Genomic DNA, 20,714 nt, shown 5'->3' on the forward strand with positions numbered 1-20,714 from the left:
GGCTGATTCGCTCATTATACCAAAAAGTTACCGAGGGTTAACAACGCGCTGCCGGTTGGCGGCGTTCGACGGGAAAGGAGCGTGCGCAATGGCATCGAACGTGGCAAACACGCAGGGGGAGAGGGCGGCTTCCGCGACGGCGAACCGGTGGACGACGCGGGATGTGCTCACGTTCGTCATCTTCAACATCGTCATCATCGTGGCGACGATGGTCGTGAAGCTGGCGGAGGACGCGGTGCTCTCGCCGCAGAACACCTTCTTCGTGGGATCGTGGCTGTTCCCGCTGGTATCCACTCCGTTCTACCTGGTCATGGCCGATCGCATCGGCAAACGCGGCGTGCTGGGCGGCTCCATCCTGCTGTTCGGCGTCCTGTACACGTTCATGGGCGGCCTGTACTGCGCGCCCGTGGCCGTGGTGGGCGCCGTGATCGGCGAGCTGGTGATGTGGGGGAAGGGGTCGTACCGCAGCATCGTGCGTTCGGCCGTGGGCTTCTTCGTGTACTGGGCGACGTTCGCCTGTTACGGCATTATCCCGTATCTCCTGTTCAAGGATGCGTACATGGAGCAGCTGGGCGCGTATTACAGCGCGAGCGACGTGGCCGCCATGGTGTCGCAGTACACGGAGCTGCCGTGGATCCTGCTCATGCTGGCGATGTTCGCCGCCGGCACGGCGCTCGGCGCGGTCATCGGCGCGAAGTTCCTGAAGAAGCACGTCCGCAAAGCGAAGATCGCGTAAGCGCCCGATGGAGACGAGCTCGCAAGCGCGCCCCTTCGCGCGCCCCGACCTGCGCGCGGGCCTGTTCGGCCTCGACCCGCGCACGCATCTGCTGGCCGTCGTGGCGTTCGGCGTTGCGTCCATCGTGCTCACCGGCTTGCTGGAGACGGCGTTGTTGCAGGTGGCTGCCGCGTTGTACCTGGCGGGCAACGGGCGCGCTCGCTTGGCGCTGCGCTCGTGCGCAAGCTTCGCCGTCGTCGCGGGCCTCAGCTTCCTGCCGCTGCCGGGGCTGTACGGGGTGCTGTTCGTGAGCCTGCTGCACATGGTGCCGCCGTTCACGGCGGGCTGCGCGTTGTTCTCGCTGTCTCCTTCGGCTATCATGTGCGCGCTCGCGCGGTGGCGCGTGCCGCAGCGCGTGCTCGTGGGCGTGTGCATGCTGTTCCGCTTCGCGTCGGTGCTCTCGTTCGAGGCGCGCTCCATCGTGCGCGGCATCCGGCTGCGCGGGGTGTTCCCGCGCGCGATCGACGTGGCGCTGCATCCCGCCCTCGCCTACGAGTGCTGCTACACGCCGCTTGTCATGCGCTGTTTGCGCCTGTCGGCCGAGCTGGCCGCGTCGGCGGAGCTGCGGGGCATCGAGGCCGACGGCGTGCGCACGTCGGTGCATCATGTGGGATTCGAGGCGCGCGACGCCCTTGCCGCCGTGGCGGTGCTGGCCGTGTGCGCGGGGCTGTGCGTGTGGGGGAAGGTGGCGTGATGGCGCAAGCGCAGGACAGCGAGCGGGCGGCGGCCGTGCTGCTCGACCGGGCTTCGTTTCGCTACGTGGACGAATCCGAGCGGGGGTTGGAAGCGGAAGCGGGTTCTGCCGCGCCCGCATCGGGCAGCCGCGTGGACGACGTGTCGCTGTCGGTGGCTCCCGGCCGCTGCCTCGTGCTGTGCGGGCGCTCGGGCGACGGCAAGTCCACCGTGTTGCGCCTGGTGGACGGGTTGGCGGGCACGTTCTTTCCCGGCGATCTGACGGGCGTCGTGGAGGTGTGCGGCGCCGACGTGCGCCGGCTCGCACCGCGGGAGCGCACCGAGCGCCTCGGCGTGGTGATGCAGGACCCGCGCAGCCAGTTCTTCATGGGGACGGTGGGTGACGAGATCGCGTTTTCGGCCGAGAACCTGGGGGTGGACCCCGCCGAAACCGTGCGCCGCGTGCATGCCGCCGCCGAGACGTGCGGCGTGGAAGGGCTTCTGGGCGAGAAGCTGTCCGAGCTGTCGAGCGGCCAGAAGCAGCGGGTGGCCCTCGCCGCCGCCATCGCGTGCGGTCCGGCCGTGCTCGTGCTGGACGAACCCACGTCCAACCTGGACGCGCAGGGCTCCGAGGCGCTCGTGCGCATCCTGGCCGAGCTCAAGCGCCGCGGCACCGCGGTGGTGGTATCCGAGCATCGGCTCCACCAGCTGCTGCCGGTGGCCGACGCCTACGTGTGCCTGCGCGCCGGCCGCGTCGTTGAGCGGTGGAGCGCCGACGCGTTCGCACGGCTCGGGCTGGAGGACGCGGCGGCATACGGCTTGCGGCATCCGGACATGGCCGCGCCCGCGCCGGGCGTCGGCGGCGTTGCGCCTGCAGCGAGCGGTTGGCGGGTCGAGGGGCTGACGTACCGCTACCCGTCCACGAAGCGGGGCATCCGCGACTTCGATGCCGCGTTCGCCTGCGGGGCGGTGACGGTGATCGAGGGCCCGAACGGGGCGGGCAAGACCACGCTCGCGAAGGTGCTGTGCGGCGCGACGCGCGAGCAGGCGGGGCGCGTGACGTTCGACGGCCGCCCCGTGCCGCGCCGCGAGCGACGGCGGCGCAGCTACTTCGTCATGCAGGACGCCGACTACCAGCTGTACGCCGGCAGCGTGGCCGACGAGGTGGTGCTGGGGCGGCGCGTGGACGAGGCGCTGAAGGCGCGCGCATGGGAGGCGCTCGAGGCGTTCGACCTGGTCGATCTGGCCGATCGACATCCTGCGAGCCTGTCGGGCGGTCAGAAGCAGCGCGTGACGCTGGCGGCGGCGTACTGCTCGGACGCCGACCTCATCGTGCTGGACGAGCCCACGAGCGGCCTCGACGGCCGCGGCGTGCGCGAGGTGTCCGCGTGGTGCCGCACCCTGGCCGCCGGCGGCAAGGCCGTGGCGATCATCACCCACGACAACCTGCTGGCCGCTCTCGCCGGCGATGCCGTCGTGGAGCTGAAAGGCTAGGCACCCGACGGGGAAGGCGGGCGAGCCGATTGCCCGTGCGCTGTCGATCGCGAACCGCGCCGCAAGTTCGGGCTTGCAATCCGCCCGGAGCGCCTCTATACTGATAATCACATTATCGATAATGAAATTATCAGTAGAGGGAAAGGCGGTTGGAAGCTTGTCGAAATCCGACGCGAGCATCGACCCTCGCATCCTCGACAGCGCACGGCGGGAGTTCCTCGCCCGCGGCTTCGAGGGAGCGTCCTTGCAGAGCATCTGCGCGGACGCCGGCGTGACGACGGGTGCGCTCTACAAACGCTACAAGGGGAAGGCCGATCTGTTCGAAGCCGTGGTAGCTCCCACGCTCGCCGACATCCGCGCGCTTGAGGAAGAGGCGAAGCGCCGCGATTACGCGCTCATGGACGATAAGAACCTTCGCGAGCTGTGGGCTCTGTCCGAAGATATCCATCGCCAGTGGATGATCTACTTCTACGAGCGCTACGAAGGGATGCGGCTCCTGTTGTGCTGTGCAGAGGGCACGGCCTATGCGAACTTCCTTCACGACTTCGTGGCGCGCAACACGGCGTTGTGCATGGAGTTCGTGAACGAGGCGCGTCGGCGCGATTTGCCGGTGAGCGACATCGACGCCGACGAGTTGCACATCCTGCTCACGGCGTACTGGTCCACCGTGTTCGAGCCCCTCGTCCACGGGTTCCCCCTGGAAAAGGCGCTCGGATACTGCAAGCGCATCGCCGGGTTCTTCAATTGGCAGGTGGTGTTCGGCTTCTAACATGCGGTGAGGAAACGGAAGACGAGGCGGACGGGATCCGCCTTTTCTCGAACCAAAGGTTACCCTAATCTAACATTTGAAAGGAAACGCCATGCAACAGAACGCAGGGCAGGCGCAAGCCATGCCCGAAACCGAGGCCGTGCCCGCGGGAAAGCGGCCGGGAGCGCGCAACGAGCGCCTGAACGTGCGCGACTTCGTGACCATCGCGGTGCTCACCGTGCTGGAACTGGTGGTGTATTTCAGCATCGGCATGATTGCGGGCTCGACGCCCATCGGCTGGTGTTTCACGCTGGGCATCCAGGCCATCCCGTTGGGCATCATCTTCATGCTGATGTACGCGAAGGTGAACAAGCGCGGCGTCGTGCTCATCTCGGGCGTGCTCGTGGGGCTGCTCGTGGGTATGAGTTTTTGGCTTACCGGCCTCGTCATCGCATTGGGCGCGCTGGCTGGCGAGGTTATCTGGAACGTCGCCAACCGCAAGCGCTTCGCCACCATGGCCGCCAGCTTCACGTCCATCATGGTGGGCTGGTATCTGGGCGCGTTCGCCCCGCTCGTGCTCATGAAGGACTTCTTTTTGAACTCGGTGCCCACGATGGCTGAGTTCTACGGCAGCGTGTTCGATATCGTGGCGGGCCCTCTGTTCTTCGTCTGCCTGGGCGTTACCGCGCTTGGCGGCGTTCTGGGCTCGCTGCTGGGACGCGCTGTGCTGAAGAAGCACTTCGAACGCGCGGGGATCGCCTGATATGGAGGCCGCGCGCATGCAGAACGCGACCGCCGTGCCTCGCGACGGGGGATCGGGCGTGCCGGCGGTGAGAAACCTCGACCCGCGGATGAAGCTGCTTATCGTCCTCGTGGTGGGGTCGGCCGCGCTGTTCAGCCCGCATCGTGCCCTGTTGCTGTGGTGCTATGCGATTATCGCGGCGCTGTGGCTGCTGTCGGGCGAGGCGCGTCGCGCGCTGGGATTCGTGGCCGTGCTCGCGGCGGTGGCGCTTGCCGAGTGGGGCGCGGGGTTCATCCCCAACGCCACGGTGGCGGGCATGGTGGGTTTTCTCTTCTTCATTTTCGCGCGCTCGCTGTCTACGTTTGCGCTGATCATGTGGATGTCGGTGGGGTTGCGCATCGATGATCTCATCGCGTCGCTGCAGCGCTTGCGCCTGCCGCGCGGCCTCGTCATCACCATCGCCGTGGTGTTTCGCTACCTTCCCACGGCTGCCGACGAGTTCCGGAAGATCAGCGCCACCATGCGGCTGCGCGGTGTGGAGCTCTCGGCGCGCAACCTGGTGCTGCATCCCGGCCGCTCGCTCGAGTACGTGCTGGTGCCGCTCATCATCCGCACCATCAAAATCGCCGACGATCTGGCCGCTTCCGCCATGACGCGCGGCCTCGACCTCGTGGGTGCGCGCACGACGTACCGCGACGTGCGCATCGGAGCGTCGGGGGCGCTCGTGACGGCGGCGGTGCTCGTCTGTACGGCGGCCGGTTATGTCGCGTGGGCGGTGAACGTGCTATGACGGCCAACGAGGTGGTGGTGGCAGGTGCGACGTTTCGTTACGCCCACGATGGCCAGCCTGCGCTGCGCGGCCTCGACCTGCGCGCGGGCGGCGGGAAGCTCGTGCTGCTGCTGGGCGCGAGCGGGTGCGGTAAAACCACTGCGACGCGCCTGCTGAACGGGCTGGTCCCCCATTTCTTCGAGGGAGGCGCGCTCGACGGCTCGGTGGACGTGTGCGGCATGGAGCCGGCTTCCGTCAGCGTGCAGCGGCTGGCCGGCGCGGTGGGGTCGGTGTTCCAGGATCCGCGCAGCCAGTTCTTCGCCACCGACGTGTCGTCCGAAATCGCGTTCTCGTGCGAGAACCTCGGCGTTCCCGCGCTCGAGATGCGCCGACGCGTGGCCGAAGCGGCCGGAGCGTGCGGCGTCGCGCACCTGATGGACCGCAGCATCTTCGACCTGTCGAGCGGCGAGAAGCAAGCGGTGGCGGTTGCGTCGGTGCTGGCGATGCGCCCGCGCGTGGTGGTGATGGACGAGCCGTCGGCGAACCTCGACGAGGTGGCCACCGCTCGGCTGCGCACCATCGTCGAGACGCTGCTGCACCGCGGCGTGACCGTGGTGGTGTCCGAGCATCGGGTTCACTATCTGGCCGACCTTGCCGACGAGGCGCTGCTGCTGCGTGCAGGGCGCGTGGAGCGGCGTTTCGCCGCGGGAGAATTGGCGCGTCTTACGCCCGAGGCATCGCACGAGCTGGGCTTGCGCGCGTCGAGCCTCGACGAGGTGCGCGCCGTGCCGCGCGCGGAGGCCCGGGGGCCTGCGGTCCTTGAAGTGCGCGACGTGAGCTTCGGCTATCGGGGCGCGCCGCCCGTGCTGAAGGGAACGTCGTTCTCGGTGCGGGAGGGCGAGGTCGTGGGCATCGTCGGACGCAACGGCGTGGGCAAAAGCACGCTGATCGACCTCGTGTGCGGTCTCAAGACGGAGTGTGCGGGCACGGTGTCCATCGGCGGCGTCGCGTTGCGGCCGAAGGAGCGCGTGCGGGCAAGCTACCTGGTCATGCAGGATTCGGATTGCCAGCTGTTCGCGGAAAGCGTCGAAGCCGAGCTGCTTCTGGGCGAGCGTGCCGACGAGGCGCGCACGGCGCGAGCGCGCGCAGCGCTTGCGCGCATGGGGCTTGCGGGGCTGGAGGACCGTCACCCGGCATCGCTGTCGGGAGGCCAGAAGCAGCGGCTGTCCATCGCGGTGGCCTACATGAAGGATGCGAAGGTCGTGTGCCTCGACGAGCCCACGAGCGGCTTGGACTGGGCGTCGATGATGGGCGTGGCGCAGCTGTTGCGGGACCTGGCCGAAGAAGGGCGCGGCATCGTGGTGATCACCCACGACTACGAGTTCTTGCTGGCGGCGTGCGACCGGGTGCTGCGCATCGGCGAGGGCGGGTCGGCGGTCGAGGTCGGCTTCGACGGCCCTGGCGATGCGAGTGCGCTCCGCAACCCCGAATAGTCGTTTCGGTGCCGCGATGCGGCGGGAGTCCCTCGATCCTGTGCCGGCGGGCGCGCGTTTCGGGCATTCTGAGCGAAGTTTGATAAAGCTAACTTGAGGAGTTGACCAATGGAAGTTTCTCCGGCGAACCGCGACGTGCGGCCAAGCGCGTTCGCGAAGCTGTACTACTTCATGCGGCCGGATCGCGGGCGCATGGTGTGCTCGCTCGTGCTGGCCTGTATCGGCGAGGCCGTGGGCATGGTGCCTTACGTGGTGATCGCGCTGTTGGCGGCGGGGCTCATCGAGGGCACGCTGACGTTCGAGCGCGCGGCCCTCCTGGCGGCCGTCGCCGCGCTCGCGCACGTCGCGCGCTTCTTCTGCACGTGGCGCTCGTCCATGATGAGCCACCGCATCGCGTTCAAGGCGCTGGCCACCATGCGCGACCAGATGGCGGAGAAGATGGAGCGCGTTCCCATGGGCACGATCATCGACACGCCCACCGGCACGTTCAAGAACCGCTTCGTCGACAACGTGAACCAGCTGGAAGACGCCATCGCCCACTTCATGCCCGAGCTGCCGTCGAACGTGTTCGGGCCGTTGCTGGCCATGGTCATCGTGTTCGCGCTCGACTGGCGCATGGGGCTGGCCGGGCTGGCCACCATCCCTCTGGGCGTGCTGTTCTATGCGGCCATGATGCGCGATTACAAGCCGAAGATGGCCCGCTACATCGGCAGCGAGCAGCGGATGAACTCGTCGCTCGTGGAGTACGTGAACGGCATCCAGGTGATCAAGGCGTTCGGGCGTACGGCCAGCTCGTACGGCGGATTCTCCACCGCGGTCGCCGAGTACCACGACTCGACGCTCGCGTGGTTCAAGCAGAGCTGGGTGTGGATGGCGGCCGTCAAGTCGGTGGTGCCGTGCACGCTGCTCGTGTCGCTGCCGCTGGGCGTGTGGCTCATGTCCGCAGGCCAGCTGACGCTGCCGATATTCCTGACGTGCATCGTCATCCCGCTGGGCTTCATCGCGCCGCTGCTGAAGTTCGCGCAGGCGGGCGGCCAGATCTCGCGCATGGACGTGTGCCTCAACGTCATCTGGGACTTCCTGGGCACGCCCGAGCTCGTGCGCCCCGCCGAGCGCGTGCGGCTGGACGGCGAGTCGTTCGCGTTCGAGAACGTGTCGTTCTCCTACCACGAGGGGGCCGAGGTGCTGCACGGCGTCAGCTTCGAGACGCATCCCGGGCAGATCACGGCCATCGTGGGGCCCAGCGGTTCGGGCAAATCGACCGTGGCGAAGCTCATGGCCGGGTTCTGGGATGCAACGGACGGGCGCGTCGCGTTCGACGGGGTCGATGTGCGGAACATCCCGTACCAGCAGCTCATGGAGCATATCTCCTACGTGGCGCAGGACACGTTCCTGTTCGACCGCACGCTTGCCGACAACATTCGCATGGGGCGTCCTGCCGCTTCGCAGGTCGACGTGGAGGCCGCCGCCCGCGCGGCGGGTTGCCACGAGTTCATCAGCCGCTTGCCGCAGGGCTACGACACGCGCGCCGGCGAGGCGGGCGAGAGGCTGAGCGGCGGCGAGAAGCAGCGCATCGCCATCGCACGCGCCATTTTGAAGAACGCGCCCATCGTCATCCTCGACGAGGCGACGGCCTACGCCGATCCCGAGAACGAGGCGCTCGTCGAGCGCGCCATCAGCAAGCTCGTGGTCGGGAAGACGCTCGTCACCATCGCGCACCGCCTGTCCACCGTGACGGGCGCCGACCAGATCCTCGTCATGGACACCGGCCGCATCGTCGCCCGCGGCACGCACGACAAGCTGCTGGAATGCTGCCCGCTGTACCGTCGCATGTGGGAGCAGCACAGAAGTTCCGCTGTTCTACGAACAGCGGAACTGGCCGACGCTGCGGCTTCCCCCGGTGGCACCGGGGAAACCCTCGCTGACGTTTCGACGACGGGCGACAACGATATCAAGGAGGCGATGTAGCATGTTCGCGCTCATCAAACGCGTGCTCGACCTGGCTGGCAGCTTCTCTCCGGCGGCGCGGCGCAGCCTGACGTGGGGCATGGTGTGCAACATCCTGAAAGCGTTCTTCATGGCCGGTATGCTGGGCGCGGTGTTCTGGGCGCTCGAGAACCGCGACCACCTCGACGCCGTCGTGGCGCTGCAATGCCTGGGCATCTTGGCTGTCAGCGTGATCGGGCAGTACGTGTTCCAGTACCTCGTGGACATCACGATGGACGCGCAGGGCTTCCACATCTTCCGCGACCTGCGCCTGCGCGTGGGCGACCGGCTGAAGGCCGCGCCCATGGGCTACTTCTCCGAGCAGCGCCTGTCGGCCGTCACCACGACGCTGACCACGACGGTGCACCAGCTGGAGGAGTTCATGACCATCTGCCTGACGGGTCTGACGGGCGGCGTGGCCATGGCGGTGATCATGAGCCTGTTCTTCCTCGCCGTGGCCTGGCCCATCGCGGCCATCACGTTCGCGGGCATCGCCGCGGGCCTGTGCGTGCTGAACGTGCTGCGCCGCCGCGCCACCAGCGTGACGCGCGAGGTGACCGCCGCGCAGGAGGCCATGGCTGACAAGGTGATCGAGTACGCTCGCGGCATGGCCGTGCTGCGCACGTTCGCCACGCCCGACGAATCGCTGGCCGCCGCGAAGGCGTCGTTCCAGCAGAAGCGCGCGGCCGATTACCATCAGGAGGCCGCCGCGCAGGGCATCCTCAAGCTGTACGCGCTCGTGTTCAACCTGGCCAGCTGCGCGGTGCTGTTCACCGCGTGCGCGCTGTACCTGAACGGCGCGCTGCCGCTGTCGTGGGCGCTCACGCTGCTCGTGGCCGCGTTCATGATCTACGGCGAGCTCATCCACGCGAACGATGCGGCGTTCCTCACGAAGAAGATCGAAGGCGAGCTCGACCGCGTCGACGAGGTGTGCGACATCCCGAAGCAGAACGCGACGGACGCGCCGCTCGCGCCCGCCGATTTCGGCATCGAGATGAACGGCGTCTCGTTCGGTTACGACGCCGACCGGCGCGTCATCGACGACGTGTCGCTGCGCATCCCGCAGGGCACGAGCTGCGCCATCGTGGGGCCCAGCGGCTCGGGCAAGACGACGCTCGTGAACCTCATGGCCCGATTCTGGGACGTGGACGCCGGCGCGGTGCTGCTCGGGGGCCAGGACGTGCGCAAGGGCACGGCCGAGAGCCTGCTCGCGCACGTGTCGATGGTGTTCCAGAACGTGTATCTGTTCAACGACACCGTGGAGAACAACATCAAGTTCGGCATGCCGAACGCCACCCATGCCGACGTGGAGGCCGCCGCCAGGCGCGCCCGCTGCCACGAGTTCATCATGCAGCTGCCGCAGGGCTACGACACGGTGCTCGAGGAGGGCGGCGCCAGCCTCTCGGGCGGGGAGCGCCAGCGCATCTCCATCGCGCGCGCCATCATGAAGGATGCGCCCATCGTCATCTTGGACGAGGCCACGAGCTCGGTCGATCCTGAGAACGAGCACGAGCTGATCGCCGCCATCGGCGAGCTCACGCGCGGCAAGACCCTCGTGTCCATCGCGCACCGCCTGAACACGGTGGCCGGCGCCGATCAGATCCTCGTGGTGGACGAGGGCCGCATCGTGCAGCGGGGCACGCACGACCAGCTCATGGGCGAGCAGGGGCTCTACCGCGACTTCGTGAACCTGCGACGCGAAGCCGCCGGCTGGCGCCTGGCGGGGTAGGGCGCGCGCCGTCGCGCGCCGCCTGCGAAATGTCCGATCGGAGTAGGCGCGCGGCTGTTTGGAGCGGAACGGGCGGCCCGTTTCTGCTATACCGGAGGGAAGGGAAACGCACTGCGCGCGCGGCGGCCGCCCGCGCGGAGAGGAGGTGCAGGTGAAGCAGCCTGTTCATGAGTCTGCCGAAGACTATCTGAAAGCCGTGTTGGCGCTGGAGCGCGAGCACGGCTACGTCCGCGCCGTGGACGTAGCCGGCCGGCTGGGCGTGTCGAAGGCGAGCGTGTCGAAGGCGCTGTCCAAGCTGGAGCGCCAGAAGCTCGTGCACGTGGTGGCCCACGACGTGCGGCTCACCGCCGAGGGGCGCGCCGTGGCCGAGCGCGTCAGCGAACGCCATGCGTTCTTCCGCGCTCTGCTGCGCGCTGCGGGCGTGGAGGCCGTCGTCGCCGACGAGGAGGCGTGCCGCCTCGAGCACTGCCTGTGCGAGGACTCGTTCCGGAAGCTGGTAACCGCGCTCGACGCGCGCGGCTGAGAGCGCTCGGTTGACGCGCGGCGGGTCGCCCGGTATGATGGCGGCCCGGGCCTCATGGCCCGCAACCCAACGAAAGGCTCTCCTCTCATGACTGTTCCTCCCAACCGCTAAACCACGCGACACATCCGTCCCATCCGCTGCCGCGCCGCGCGCGGCCGCTTCGTGATGGGCGCTGCCCGTCCGCCTGCCGCCGCTGCGAGCGGCCGTTTTGCGATGGGCCGTCCGGTTGAGATGCACAGACAATCAGAGAGGTTCCCTGTATGAAAAAGCTGAATAACGGCGTGGTGCCGCCCGTGCCCACCTTCCATTTCGAACGTATTCGGATTGCGAAGGAAGGCAACAACCATCATGAAAACGAGTATATGGCGCGTGGAGGCGACCGCCGCGCCGGTCGCGCTGCGCCCTTGTGGGACCTGCGGTGCTGACGCGGAGTTCGCGTCCACGGGCCTGTTTCGCGTGAACGCCCAGAAGAAACGTCTGGACGTGTGGCTCATCTACCGGTGCGCCACGTGCGGAAGCGTGTGGAACAGCGCCGTGATCAGCCGTGGGCGTCCGGGAAGCATCGACCGCGAAGAGCTCGAGCGGTTCACGGGCAACGATCCCGTGATGGCGCTGTGGTGCGCGCTCGACGTCGGCTTGCTCAGGCGCAACGGCGCGCGCCGGGGCAAGGTCGCCTTCGTCGTCGAAGGCGACCGGCCCGCCGGCGGCGAGGACTGTCGGGTTGAAATCGACGGCGGCGACCTTGCGGGCCTGCGCCTGGCCGAGGTGCTGCGGGCCAAGTTGGGCGTTTCGCGCAGCGGCTTGGAGCGCCTCGTGGAGGCGGGCGACGTGAGCGCCGCCGACGGAGCCGACGTCCTCGCCGCGAAGCTCCGTCCGCACCAGACGATCCTCGTGCGCGGGCGGCGCGAGCAGTAGGCGGGCAGGCGGCCCGGGACCACGCTCCCGGGCCGCTCCCGGCCCCCTGCCCCCCCACCGCGCCCGCCACCGCGGATGCCCGGCCCCTTTCCCGATGTTTCACGTGAAACATTCGTTCTATGCGCACAGGTGGGGTGCGACCGTGGGAGTGTGCTATCATGACGGCGAACACAGCGGCCATGCAAAGGAGCCATCATGTACGGATTGAAAACCGAGGCCAGCTTCGACTCGGCCCACTTCCTGACCGATTACTACGGCAAGTGCGAGAACCTGCACGGCCACCGGTGGAGAGCGGTGGTGTACCTCGAGGTCGCCGACCTGCAAGCCGACGGCACGATGAAGGACATGGTGGTTGATTTCGGCGTGTTCAAGCGCGCGGTGCGCGACCTGGCCGAAGAGCTGGACCACACCTTCCTCGTGGAAGAGGGCTCGCTGGCCGCGACGACGCTGGCCGCCCTCGAGGCCGAGGGCTTCAGCCTGACCGTCCTGCCCTTCCGCACCACCGCCGAAAACCTGGCGCGCTACGTCTGCGACCGGCTGACGGAGCAGGGTTTCCCCGTGTCCCAGGTGGACCTGTACGAAACCCCCAACAACTGCGCCATCTACCGGAGGACGGCATGAACGTTTCGGTCATCCTGGGGCATCCCTACGACGGCAGCTTCAACGCGGCCATCGCCCAGACCGTGGTGCAAACGCTGGAGGAGGACGGCCATGCGGTGGCGTTCCACGATTTGCACGCGGAGGGCTTCAACCCGGTGATTCCCCCGTCCGAGCTGGTCAGCGATGTGCCGGCCGACGATCTGACGGCCCTGCACCAACGCGAGATCAAGGAGGCCGACGGCATCGTCGTCGTGCATCCCAACTGGTGGGGACAGCCGCCCGCCATCCTCAAGGGATGGGTCGACCGCGTGCTGCGGGAGGGCGTGGCCTACGGGTTCGCCGAGGGCGATTCCGGCGGCGGCCTGCCCATCGGCCTGCTGAAAGCCCGCGCGGTGCTCGTGTTCAACACGTCGAACACGCCGGAAGCGCGCGAGCTCGAAGCTTTCGGCGATCCGCTGCAGCGGCTGTGGCGCGACTGCATCTGCGACTTCTGCGGCGTGACCACGTTCGATCGGGTTATGTTCCGCGTCGTTGCCGACAGCACGCCGGCCGACCGCCGCACGTGGCTTGAGCAGGCGCGCACCATGACGCGCGAAAGTTTCCCGTCCGAATGGAACAGCGCTGCCCGATCGGACTAGAACCGTCTGCCCCGTTGCCGCATACTGTCTCCGATATAAGTAACCCTTGGCTAACAAGTAAGGAGACCTTCATGGCAAGCAGCGTCGCATCGACGGCGAGCCCGGCACCTTCCCCGAGCGAGGGGAAGGTGCTCAAGGGCCGCGACCTCATCAACATCGGCATCTTCACGGCCATCTACTTCGTCATCCAGTTCGTGTTCATGCTGTGCGGTGGCATCCATCCGGCGCTGTGGGTGTTCATGCCGGCGCTCGACGGGTTGTTCGCGGGCATCCCGTTCATGCTCATGTGCGCGAAGGTGCAAAAGCCCGGCGCCGTCGTCATCATGGGGCTCATCGTGGCGCTCATCTACTTCGCGACGGGCATGTTCACGCCGCTCATCCTGGCCATGATGGCGGCATCTTGCGTTGTCGCCGAGGTCATCCGCGCGGTTGCGCGCTACCGCAGCTTCCTCGGCAACGCGGTGGCGTACGCGGTGTTCGGCCTGGGCATGTGCGGAAGCCCCCTGCCGCTGTGGGTGTTCCACGACTCGTTCGTCTCCCAGATCGCCGAGCAGGGTATGGGCGCCGACTACCTGGCGTCGCTTGACGCGCTGTCCACGACGCCGATGCTGATCGCCATGTTCGCCGTCACCATCGTGGCGGGCCTCGCGGGCGCGTATATCGCGCGCTGCCTGTTCAAGAAGCACTTCGAGAAGGCGGGGCTCGTCTAATGCAGGCCACCTACGCGCTCGAGGATCGTCGCGTGCTGGGCCGGGCGCCGCGCTCCGGCGTGCTCGACCTCGACCCGCGCACCATCATGGGCGTGCTGCTGGCGGCGTCGGTGGTGGCCTTCATGTCGAAGAGCCTCACGGTTGAGCTGGGCCTCGTGCTGGGCGTGGCGCTGCTGCAGGCGCTGACGGGGCACGTGAGGATGGCGCTTGCGTTCGCGGGCGGCTACGCGGTGCTGTGGGCGGTGCTCAACCTCGTGTTCCCGCACGTCGGAGGCGTTGCAGCCACCATGTTCACCATCAGCTTCACGTTCTCGCGCAAGATCTTCCTGTGCCTCATGGTGGGCTCGCTGCTGGTGGCCGAATGCTCGGTGCACCGTCTGACGGCCGCGCTCGAGCGCCTGCGCGTGCCGCAGGTGGTGCTCATCCCGCTCACGGTGACCATGCGCTACTTCCCGGCGCTCAAAGACGAGATGGCGCACATCCGCGACGCCATGCGCCTGCGCGACATCCCCGCTTCCGAGCGGCTGGAATGCTTCGTGGTGCCGCTCATCATGTCGGCCACCACCACGGCCGACGAGCTGTCGCGCGCCGCGACCTGCCGGGGCATCGAGAACCCGGTGCGCTCTACCGACACCGAGCGGCTGCGCATGCACGCCGCCGATTGGGCGGTGCTCGCGGCGTCCGCGGCGGCGGTCGTGGTCGTGGCGCTGTGGGGAGGGGCGTACTGATGGCGGCGGCTCGGCAGTGCGCTGAGGCGCGCGGCGGCGGGCGCGCCGCGGCGCGCGGCGACGAGGCGCCGGTCGTCGTCCGCCTGCGCGATGCGTCCTGCCGCGGGGCCGGCGACGCGCTCATCCTGGACGGCGTGGACCTCACCGTGCGCCGTGGCGAATGCGTGCTGCTGTGCGGGCGCTCGGGCATGGGAAAGACCACGGTGACGAAGCTGATCAACGGCCTCATCCCGCAATTCGAGCCCGGGGTCGAGCGCACGGGCGAGGTGGAGGTGTGCGGCTTCGATCCGGCGCGCTGCGCCATGCACGAGCTCGCGCGGCACGTGGGCAGCGTGTTCCAGAACCCGAAATCGCAGTTCTTCAACCTCACCTCCAACGATGAGCTGGCGTTCGGCCTGGAGGCGGCGGGGGTCGACGCCGACGCGATCGAGGAGCGCATCCGGGCGACGGTGGGGGCGCTGCACGTCGAGCACCTGCTCGACCGCGGCGTGACGAAGATGTCGGGCGGCGAGAAGCAGAGCCTCGTGTTCGCCTCGGTGGACGTGATGGACCCCGACGTGTACGTGCTGGACGAGCCCACCGCGAACCTCGACGCGCGCGCGATCCGCGTGCTGCACGACCAGATCGCCGCCATCCTCGCGCGCGGCAAGACGGTGATCGTCGCCGAGCACCGGCTGTACTTCGTGGCCGATCTCATCGATCGCGCGGTGCTCATCGAAGGGGGCCGCGTCGCGCGCGAGTTCTCGCCCGAGGACTTGCGCGCGCTGTCGGAGGAGGAGCGCGCCCGCCTGGGCCTGCGCGCAGTCGACCCCGCCGTCGCGATGGCCGTGACGTGCCCGGCGGCCCCCGCGTGCGCGACGGGTGCGCTCGAGCGCGGGCTGTCGCTGCGCGGTTTCGCCAGCCTGCGCAAGAAGCGACGCGTGTTCGCCCCGGTCAGCTTCGACGTCCCGCGCGGCGCGGTGGTGGGCGTGACGGGCGCGAACGGCGTGGGGAAGTCGACGCTCGTGCGCGCGATGGCGGGCCTCGAGCGCGCGACGGAGGGGGAGCTGCGCTTCGACGGCGCACCGCTCGATGCCCGCGCGCGCCGCCGCCGGTGCTCGCTCGTCATGCAGGACGTGAACCATCAGCTGTTCAGCGACAGCGTGCGCGGGGAGTGCGAGCTGTCGGCGGGCGGCGTCGACGCGGCTCGCGTGGACGAAGTGCTGGCGGCCCTCGACCTGGAGCATCTGGAGGCGTGCCACCCCATGGCGCTGTCCGGCGGCCAGAAGCAGCGGCTGGCCGTGGCCTGCGCCCTGCTCGCCGGGCGGGAGGTGCTGCTGTTGGACGAGCCGACGAGCGGGCTTGACTTCGGGCATATGGTTGAGGTAAGCCGGTTGGTGAAAGGGCTGGCTGAACGGAACATCTGCATCGTCGTGGTCACGCACGACTGCGAATTCCTCAGCCGCAGCTGCGATTTCGCGTACGAATTGGAGGCGGGCTGATCGATGGGCGAGGCGGGCGATGTGCTGTCGTGCGTGATGGCGGGTGGCGAAGGCGTCGTGGAGGAGCGGCCGGGAGGGGCCGTGCTCCGTGTGAAGAACGACACGGGCGAGGGATCCATGGCCTTCTGCCAGGTGTTCGACGGCGTGGGACTCTCGTTCAACGACTTCCGGCTGGACGCGTACGATTCGGGGTTCGTGGCCGGCCCGGACATGCTGTGCATCGACCACTGCCGCGAGGGGCGCATCGAGCAGCCCGTCGCGGGCGGCGCTTACTCCTACGTGGCGTCCGGCGACCTCAAGATAGACGACCGCTCCCGCCATACCGGCATGTTCGTCCTGCCGCTGGGTCACTACCGCGGCATCACCGTGTCCTTCGACCTCGCCCGCGCCGAGCGCTCCATCGCCCAAGCGCTCGGCGGGTTCCCGGTTGATCTGCGCGCGCTGCGCGATCGCTTCTGCCGCGGCGGCGACCCCTTCATCATGCACGACGCACCGGGCGCGGAGCACATCTTCTGCGAGCTGTACTCCGTGCCCGACGAGATCCGCGCGACGTACTTCCAGCTCAAAGTGCTGGAGCTGCTGCTGTTCCTGCAGGTGCTCGATCCCGGCCCCGTGCGCGAGCGTCGGCCGTACTTCTACCGCGCGCAGGTGGAGAAGGTGAAGGCGGCGCGCGACTTCATGGTGTCCGACCTCACCGTCGAGCACACCATCGACGAGCTGGCCGACCGCTTCGATCTGCCGCCCACGGCGTTCAAGACCTGCTTCAAGGGGGTGTACGGCCTGCCGCCGTACGCGTACCTGCGCACCTTCCGGATGGAGCGCGCCGCCGCGCTTCTGCGCGAAACCGACCTGCGCGTGGCCGACATCGGCCTGGCCGTGGGCTACGACAGCCCCTCCAAGTTCACCGCCGCCTTCAAGGCCGTGATCGGCCAAACCCCCACCGTCCACCGACGCGACCGCGCAAGGTACGTGCGACGTTAGTGAGCTGCGGCGAACTTCCCACCTGATTGGAACAGGGCTGGCTTGATGGAGCGGAACGTGCCTGCTGGGAGCCGTATAGTCAGGAGCGTTCGCATTCCCAACTGAGAAGGTGGTTTTGGTGGCTCCTGTGACAGAAACGCCCGCGAAGGCATCGTGGCTGGCCGTGCTGCTTTCGTACGCCGGCCGCTGCCGGGGGAAGATGGCGGTCTCGCTGCTGTGCTCGGTGGCCAGCGTGGCGGCCGGGCTCGTGCCGTTCTACGCGGTGTACCGCATCATCGACGAGGTGATCGCCCCCGCGCCCGACGGCGGTGCCGTGCTGGCTTGGGTGGGCGCGGCCGCGGCGGGCTACGTGGCGTCGAAGGTGCTGTTCGGCGCATCGACGCTGCTCTCGCACGTGTCCGCGTACACCATCCTCGAATCGCTGCGCGACGACGTGGTGGAGAAGCTCATGAAGACCTCCCTCGGCACCGCGGCGTCGAAAAGCATCGGCCAGATCAAAAACGTGTTCGTCGATCGCATCGAGGGCGTGGAAGTGCCGCTGGCGCACATGATCCCCGAGCTTTCGGGCAACGTGCTGCTGGCGGCTGCCATCGCGGTGTGGATGGCACTCATCGACTGGCGCATCGCGCTTGCGTGCCTGGTCACCGTGCCCATCGGGCTGGTCGTGTTCGCAAGCGGCCTGGGGGCGTACAACAGGATGTACGCCGCCTACATGGCCGAGGGCAACCATGTGAACAGCGTGATGGTGGAGTACGTGGAGGGCATCCAGGTGATCAAGGCGTTCAACCAGGGTTCGAACTCCTACCAGAAGTACGCCAACGCCGTCCGCTCGTTCAAGGACTTCACCCTGGGCTGGTTCAAGGCCACCTGGGTCAGCATGAACCTCGCGTTCTCCATCCTGCCGACCACGCTGCTGGGCGTGCTGCCCGTCGGGCTGGCGCTGTACCTGGCGGGAGACGTCACCCCGGCCGAGCTGGGGTTGGAGTTCGTGCTGGCGCTGGCGGTGGTGGCGCCGCTCATGAAGCTGTCATCGTTCCTCAACGAGGCGAAGGCGATGGAGTACGCCGTGGCCGACGCGAGCGAGTTTCTCGACCTGCCCGAGCTGCCGGAGCCTGCGCAGCGCGCGGCCGTGCGCGACGAGGGCGTGGAGTTGGCGAACGTGTCGTTCTCCTACGAGAGCGGGGAGGAGGTGCTCCACGACGTGAGCCTGCGCGTGCCGCGCGGGTCGTTCTGCGCGCTCGTGGGGCCGTCGGGCTCGGGCAAGTCCACTCTGGCGCGCCTGATCGCGCGGCATTGGGATGTGGGCGCGGGCGCCGTGCGCGTGGGCGGCGTGGACGTGCGCGACATGCCGCTGGACCAGTTGTCGCAGCTCGTGAGCTTCGTGGCGCAGGACAACTACCTGTTCGACTGCTCGCTTCGCGAGAACATCCGCATGGGCAAGCCCGACGCCACCGACGACGAGGTGCTGGCCGCCGCGCGCGCCGCTTGCTGCGACGACTTCATCGGCCGCCTGCCGCATGGCTACGACACGCCGGCCGGCGAGGCGGGGCACGCGCTGTCGGGCGGCGAGCGCCAGCGCATCTCCATCGCCCGCGCCATCCTCAAGGACGCGCCCATCGTGGTGCTCGACGAGGCCACGGCCTTCACCGACCCGGAGAACGAGGAGCGCATCCAGCAATCCATCGCCCGGCTGACGCGCGGCAAGACCCTGCTGGTCATCGCGCACCGCCTGTCCACCGTGGCGGCGGCCGACGACATCGCGGTGGTGGATCACGGGCGCATCGTCGCGCACGGCACGCACGACCGGCTGCTTGCCGCCTGCCCGCTCTACGCGTCCATGTGGCAGGCTCACGTGTGCGCGAAGGCGTGGTCTGCCGTTTCCCGAAAGGAGGCCCTCGATGCTTAAAGCGCTCAAGCGCATCATCGCGTGGACGGGACCGTACCGGCGCAACCTGTACCTGGGCTGCGTGTGCTCGTTCTTCATGACGTGGGCCACGGCGGCCCCCGTGATGCTGGCCGCGTGGATGCTCGCGCAGGTGGTGGACGACGCGCGCGGCGTCTCGACGCTCGACCCGTCGGCGGTGTGGCTGTCGCTGGCGGCCATCGTCGCGTGCATCGCCGCCCGGTTCGCGTTCTCGTACGGCAAGAACCGTCTGCAGGAGAGCATCGGCTACGAGGTGGCGCCCGAGGTGCGCATCCGCATCGGCACCATCCTCAAGCGCGTGCCGCTGGGCTACTTCTCCCGCATGAAGACGGGCGACATCCTCGCGACCACCACCACCGAGCTGGGCATGCTCGAGCTGAACGGCATGAAGATGATCGACGCCGTGGTGAACGGCTACGTGTCGGTGGCGGCCGTCATCGCGTTTCTGGCCGTGATGGACTGGCGCTGCGCGCTGGCGGCGCTGGCGGGCGTGGGGCTGTCGGCGCTCGCGCTGGCGGGCATCAACCGACGCAGCCGGAAGCTCACGCCGGCCACGCACGAGGCTTCCGAGCGCCTGTCCGGCGCCATCGTGGAGTTCGCGCGCGGGCTGGGCACGGCGAAGTCGTACGGCCGCGGCAGCTCCGCGCTGCAGCCGATGTACGCGGCGTGCGCCCAGGCGAAGAAGGCCCGCGTCGACGTGGAGTTCGGCTTCACGCCGTTCAACGTGGCGCACCTCGTGGCGCTCAAGCTGGCCAGCGTGGCCCTCGTGGGCTTCGCGGCCTGGGCGTGCCTCGGCGGGACGCTGCCGCTGTGGATGTTCTTGGCCATCGCCCTGCTCTCGTTCACCATCTTCGGCGGCGTGGAGGGCGTGGCCGACTCGGCGCACATGCTGGGCGACCTGAACGACGTGCTGGACCGCCTCGACAAGATCGAGCAGGCGCGCTTCATCGACGAGGACGGGCGCGCGCTCGACCTCGACCGCTTCGACATCGCGTTCGAGGACGTGGCGTTCTCCTACGACGAAGGTCCCGAGGCGCGCACGGTGCTGCACGACGTGAGCTTCGCCATACCCGAGGGCACCACGTGCGCCATCGTGGGCCCGTCCGGCTCGGGCAAGACCACCATCGCGAACCTCATGGCGCGCTTCTGGGACGTGAGCGCCGGCAGCGTGCGGGTGGGCGGCCACGACGTGCGCGAGTTCACCTGCGACAGCCTGCTGGCGAACTTCTCGATGGTGTTCCAGAACGTGTACCTGTTCAACGACACGGTGGAGGCGAACATCGCGTTCGGCTGCCCCGGCGCCTCGCACGACGAGGTGGTGGCCGCCGCGAAGCGCGCGTGCTGCCACGGCTTCATCGAGGAGCTGCCGCAGGGCTACGACACCGTGGTGGGCGAGGGCGGCAGCAGCCTGTCGGGCGGCCAGAAGCAGCGCATCTCCATCGCGCGGGCGCTGCTGAAGGACGCGCCCATCGTCGTCCTCGACGAGGCCACCGCCAGCGTCGACCCGGAGAACGAGCAGCTCATCCAGCAGGCCATCGGCCAGCTGACGGCGGGCAAGACCGTCGTGGTGATCGCGCACCGCCTGGCCACGGTGGAAGCGTCCGACCAGATCCTCGTGGTGGACGGCGGCACGGTGGCGCAGCGGGGCACGCACGACCAGCTCATGGCCGAGGGCGGCACGTACCGCCGCTTCGTGGAGATCCGCCGGCGCGCCGAGGGCTGGCGGATCGCGAGCGACGACGCGGTCGCTCCTGCGCCCGCGGAGGACGCGCCCATGCCCGCGGCGTCCTAGCGGCTCCGCCCCGG

19 protein-coding genes are annotated in these 20,714 nt (G+C 68.4%); all 19 read left to right on the top strand.

The window, feature by feature from the left end; translation table 11 throughout:
• Positions 1 to 88 precede the first annotated feature (88 nt).
• The 19 genes from ELEN_RS01585 (at position 89) to ELEN_RS01675 (ending at position 20,700) form a co-directional block, all read left to right on the top strand.
• Positions 89 to 736, top strand: coding sequence for an MptD family putative ECF transporter S component (locus tag ELEN_RS01585; RefSeq protein WP_009305892.1), 648 nt, complete (start codon positions 89 to 91; stop codon positions 734 to 736).
• A 7-nt stretch (positions 737 to 743) separates the two neighbouring features.
• The gene (locus ELEN_RS01590) at positions 744 to 1,469 is read left to right on the top strand and encodes an energy-coupling factor transporter transmembrane component T family protein (protein WP_009305893.1); all 726 of its coding nucleotides are present in this window, start codon (positions 744 to 746) and stop codon (positions 1,467 to 1,469) included.
• Entirely contained in the window at positions 1,469 to 2,941 is a 1,473-nt protein-coding gene (locus ELEN_RS01595) for an ABC transporter ATP-binding protein (RefSeq protein WP_009305894.1), read from the top strand. The genes ELEN_RS01590 and ELEN_RS01595 overlap by 1 nt, the downstream gene beginning before the upstream one ends.
• A gap of 157 nt (positions 2,942 to 3,098) precedes the next feature.
• A complete protein-coding gene (locus tag ELEN_RS01600; RefSeq protein WP_009305895.1) occupies positions 3,099 to 3,710 on the top strand; it encodes a TetR/AcrR family transcriptional regulator in 612 nt (203 codons plus the stop codon).
• 91 nt (positions 3,711 to 3,801) lie between these two features.
• Positions 3,802 to 4,452 carry an MptD family putative ECF transporter S component gene (locus tag ELEN_RS01605; RefSeq protein ID WP_009305896.1) on the top strand — a complete coding sequence of 217 codons (651 nt, stop codon included), beginning with the start codon at positions 3,802 to 3,804 and terminating at the stop codon, positions 4,450 to 4,452.
• 16 nt (positions 4,453 to 4,468) lie between these two features.
• Entirely contained in the window at positions 4,469 to 5,221 is a 753-nt protein-coding gene (locus ELEN_RS01610) for an energy-coupling factor transporter transmembrane component T (RefSeq protein WP_015759913.1), read from the top strand.
• On the top strand, positions 5,218 to 6,693 hold the full coding sequence (locus tag ELEN_RS01615; protein WP_015759914.1) for an ABC transporter ATP-binding protein: 1,476 nt from the start codon (positions 5,218 to 5,220) through the stop codon (positions 6,691 to 6,693). Before ELEN_RS01610 ends, ELEN_RS01615 begins: the two co-directional genes overlap by 4 nt.
• A 108-nt stretch (positions 6,694 to 6,801) precedes the next feature.
• Positions 6,802 to 8,661, top strand: a complete 1,860-nt coding sequence (locus ELEN_RS01620; protein WP_015759915.1) for an ABC transporter ATP-binding protein — start codon at positions 6,802 to 6,804, stop codon at positions 8,659 to 8,661.
• A gap of 1 nt (position 8,662) precedes the next feature.
• Positions 8,663 to 10,408 carry an ABC transporter ATP-binding protein gene (locus ELEN_RS01625; RefSeq protein WP_009305901.1) on the top strand — a complete coding sequence of 582 codons (1,746 nt, stop codon included), beginning with the start codon at positions 8,663 to 8,665 and terminating at the stop codon, positions 10,406 to 10,408.
• A gap of 151 nt (positions 10,409 to 10,559) precedes the next feature.
• The gene (locus tag ELEN_RS01630) at positions 10,560 to 10,931 is read left to right on the top strand and encodes a metal-dependent transcriptional regulator (protein ID WP_009305903.1); all 372 of its coding nucleotides are present in this window, start codon (positions 10,560 to 10,562) and stop codon (positions 10,929 to 10,931) included.
• A 348-nt stretch (positions 10,932 to 11,279) separates the two neighbouring features.
• A complete protein-coding gene (locus tag ELEN_RS01635; RefSeq protein ID WP_015759916.1) occupies positions 11,280 to 11,846 on the top strand; it encodes a DUF1062 domain-containing protein in 567 nt (188 codons plus the stop codon).
• 195 nt (positions 11,847 to 12,041) lie between these two features.
• Positions 12,042 to 12,467 (top strand): 6-pyruvoyl trahydropterin synthase family protein, encoded by a 426-nt coding sequence (locus tag ELEN_RS01640; protein WP_009305907.1) that lies wholly within the window; start codon positions 12,042 to 12,044, stop codon positions 12,465 to 12,467.
• Positions 12,464 to 13,084, top strand: a complete 621-nt coding sequence (locus tag ELEN_RS01645; RefSeq protein ID WP_009305909.1) for an NAD(P)H-dependent oxidoreductase — start codon at positions 12,464 to 12,466, stop codon at positions 13,082 to 13,084. The genes ELEN_RS01640 and ELEN_RS01645 overlap by 4 nt, the downstream gene beginning before the upstream one ends.
• Positions 13,085 to 13,155: 71 nt before the next feature.
• The gene (locus tag ELEN_RS01650) at positions 13,156 to 13,794 is read left to right on the top strand and encodes an MptD family putative ECF transporter S component (RefSeq protein ID WP_009608046.1); all 639 of its coding nucleotides are present in this window, start codon (positions 13,156 to 13,158) and stop codon (positions 13,792 to 13,794) included.
• On the top strand, positions 13,794 to 14,522 hold the full coding sequence (locus ELEN_RS01655; protein WP_009305913.1) for an energy-coupling factor transporter transmembrane component T: 729 nt from the start codon (positions 13,794 to 13,796) through the stop codon (positions 14,520 to 14,522). The genes ELEN_RS01650 and ELEN_RS01655 overlap by 1 nt, the downstream gene beginning before the upstream one ends.
• Positions 14,522 to 16,003: an ABC transporter ATP-binding protein gene (locus tag ELEN_RS01660; RefSeq protein ID WP_009608148.1), complete on the top strand. Its 1,482-nt coding sequence runs from the start codon at positions 14,522 to 14,524 to the stop codon at positions 16,001 to 16,003. The genes ELEN_RS01655 and ELEN_RS01660 overlap by 1 nt, the downstream gene beginning before the upstream one ends.
• A 3-nt stretch (positions 16,004 to 16,006) precedes the next feature.
• Positions 16,007 to 16,984: a helix-turn-helix domain-containing protein gene (locus ELEN_RS01665; RefSeq protein ID WP_009607963.1), complete on the top strand. Its 978-nt coding sequence runs from the start codon at positions 16,007 to 16,009 to the stop codon at positions 16,982 to 16,984.
• 118 nt (positions 16,985 to 17,102) lie between these two features.
• Positions 17,103 to 18,890: an ABC transporter ATP-binding protein gene (locus tag ELEN_RS01670; protein WP_009305919.1), complete on the top strand. Its 1,788-nt coding sequence runs from the start codon at positions 17,103 to 17,105 to the stop codon at positions 18,888 to 18,890.
• A complete protein-coding gene (locus ELEN_RS01675; RefSeq protein ID WP_009305920.1) occupies positions 18,883 to 20,700 on the top strand; it encodes an ABC transporter ATP-binding protein in 1,818 nt (605 codons plus the stop codon). The genes ELEN_RS01670 and ELEN_RS01675 overlap by 8 nt, the downstream gene beginning before the upstream one ends.
• Positions 20,701 to 20,714: the final 14 nt, after the last annotated feature.

The sequence above is a fragment of the Eggerthella lenta DSM 2243 genome, assembly GCF_000024265.1.
GTDB lineage: Bacteria > Actinomycetota > Coriobacteriia > Coriobacteriales > Eggerthellaceae > Eggerthella > Eggerthella lenta.

Bases quoted from the DNA above. Each gene is read 5' to 3' on its own strand.
- ELEN_RS01675 (WP_009305920.1), top strand. From the start codon at position 18,883: ATGCTTAAAGCGCTCAAGCGCATCATCGCGTGGACGGGACCGTACCGG.
- ELEN_RS01590 (WP_009305893.1), top strand. From the start codon at position 744: ATGGAGACGAGCTCGCAAGCGCGCCCCTTCGCGCGCCCCGACCTGCGC.
- ELEN_RS01665 (WP_009607963.1), top strand. From the start codon at position 16,007: ATGGGCGAGGCGGGCGATGTGCTGTCGTGCGTGATGGCGGGTGGCGAA.
- ELEN_RS01635 (WP_015759916.1), top strand. From the start codon at position 11,280: ATGAAAACGAGTATATGGCGCGTGGAGGCGACCGCCGCGCCGGTCGCG.
- ELEN_RS01660 (WP_009608148.1), top strand. From the start codon at position 14,522: ATGGCGGCGGCTCGGCAGTGCGCTGAGGCGCGCGGCGGCGGGCGCGCC.
- ELEN_RS01655 (WP_009305913.1), top strand. From the start codon at position 13,794: ATGCAGGCCACCTACGCGCTCGAGGATCGTCGCGTGCTGGGCCGGGCG.
- ELEN_RS01615 (WP_015759914.1), top strand. From the start codon at position 5,218: ATGACGGCCAACGAGGTGGTGGTGGCAGGTGCGACGTTTCGTTACGCC.
- ELEN_RS01610 (WP_015759913.1), top strand. From the start codon at position 4,469: ATGCAGAACGCGACCGCCGTGCCTCGCGACGGGGGATCGGGCGTGCCG.
- ELEN_RS01645 (WP_009305909.1), top strand. From the start codon at position 12,464: ATGAACGTTTCGGTCATCCTGGGGCATCCCTACGACGGCAGCTTCAAC.
- ELEN_RS01650 (WP_009608046.1), top strand. From the start codon at position 13,156: ATGGCAAGCAGCGTCGCATCGACGGCGAGCCCGGCACCTTCCCCGAGC.
- ELEN_RS01625 (WP_009305901.1), top strand. From the start codon at position 8,663: ATGTTCGCGCTCATCAAACGCGTGCTCGACCTGGCTGGCAGCTTCTCT.
- ELEN_RS01595 (WP_009305894.1), top strand. From the start codon at position 1,469: ATGGCGCAAGCGCAGGACAGCGAGCGGGCGGCGGCCGTGCTGCTCGAC.
- ELEN_RS01585 (WP_009305892.1), top strand. From the start codon at position 89: ATGGCATCGAACGTGGCAAACACGCAGGGGGAGAGGGCGGCTTCCGCG.
- ELEN_RS01620 (WP_015759915.1), top strand. From the start codon at position 6,802: ATGGAAGTTTCTCCGGCGAACCGCGACGTGCGGCCAAGCGCGTTCGCG.
- ELEN_RS01605 (WP_009305896.1), top strand. From the start codon at position 3,802: ATGCAACAGAACGCAGGGCAGGCGCAAGCCATGCCCGAAACCGAGGCC.
- ELEN_RS01640 (WP_009305907.1), top strand. From the start codon at position 12,042: ATGTACGGATTGAAAACCGAGGCCAGCTTCGACTCGGCCCACTTCCTG.